The sequence below is a fragment of the Shigella sp. SIG6 genome, from assembly GCF_053555815.1.
In genome coordinates, this window is the sequence record NZ_JBQZXC010000265.1 from 1 (window position 1) to 1,198 (window position 1,198).

At 50.3% G+C, this 1,198-nt stretch carries 2 protein-coding genes and 1 pseudogene; all 3 read right to left on the reverse strand.

The window, feature by feature from the left end:
* Positions 1-51 precede the first annotated feature (51 nt).
* Positions 52-126: pseudogene (locus ACUU1M_RS20205) on the reverse strand (hypothetical protein); the annotation flags it as partial.
* 71 nt (positions 127-197) lie between these two features.
* Entirely contained in the window at positions 198-1,112 is a 915-nt protein-coding gene (locus ACUU1M_RS20210) for an aminoimidazole riboside kinase (protein WP_152029080.1), read from the reverse strand.
* A gap of 9 nt (positions 1,113-1,121) precedes the next feature.
* A partial coding sequence (locus tag ACUU1M_RS20215; protein ID WP_223688586.1) for a hypothetical protein occupies positions 1,122-1,198 on the reverse strand: 77 nt, incomplete at its 5' end.

A 1,198-nucleotide genomic window follows, 5' to 3' on the forward strand; every position in this document is an offset into this window, starting at 1 on the left:
CCCTAGATGTCCTTTCAGCCAAATAGCGTATAACGACCACCACAGCGACTAGGAAATAAAAAAGAGAAATGAGTAACTGGATGCAAAACGATAGTACGCATTTCTGAATGGAATATTCAGTGCCATAATTACCTGCCTGTCGTTAAAAAATTCACGTCCTATTTAGAGATAAGAGCGACTTCGCCGTTTACTTCTCACTATTCCAGTTCTTGTCGACATGGCAGCGCTGTCATTGCCCCTTTCGCCGTTACTGCAAGCGCTCCGCAACGTTGAGCGAGATCGATAATTCGTCGCATTTCTCTCTCATCTGTAGATAATCCCGTAGAGGACAGACCTGTGAGTAACCCGGCAACGAACGCATCTCCCGCCCCCGTGCTATCGACACAATTCACAGACATTCCAGCAAAATGGTGAACTTGTCCTCGATAACAGACCACCCCCCCTTCTGCACCTTTAGTCACCAACAGCATGGCGATCTCATACTCTTTTGCCAGGGCGCATATATCCTGATCGTTCTGTGTTTTTCCACTGATAAGTCGCCATTCTTCTTCCGAGAGCTTGACGACATCCGCCAGTTGTAGCGCCTGCCGCAAACACAAGCGGAGCAAATGCTCGTCTTGCCATAGATCTTCACGAATATTAGGATCGAAGCTGACAAAACCTCCGGCATGCCGGATCGCCGTCATCGCAGTAAATGCGCTGGTACGCGAAGGCTCGGCAGACAACGCAATTGAACAGAGATGTAACCATTCGCCATGTCGCCAGCAGGGCAAGTCTGTCGTCTCTAAAAAAAGATCGGCACTGGGGCGGACCATAAACGTAAATGAACGTTCCCCTTGATCGTTCAGATCGACAAGCACCGTGGATGTCCGGTGCCATTCATCTTGCTTCAGATACGTGATATCGACTCCCTCAGTTAGCAGCGTTCTTTGCATTAACGCCCCAAAAGGATCATCACCGACCCGACCTATAAACCCACTTATTCCGCCTAATCTGGCGATTCCCACCGCAACGTTAGCTGGCGCGCCGCCAGGACAAGGCAGTAGGCGCCCGTCTGATTCTGGCAAGAGATCTACGACCGCATCCCCTAAAACCCATACTTTGGCTGTAATGCCAGTCAGTTAAGCAACTGACTGGCTCTTTTTCGGGGCTGTGGGGTATTTCCAAGGCCTCTCCTTTACCACTCTCGGGAAGGCCC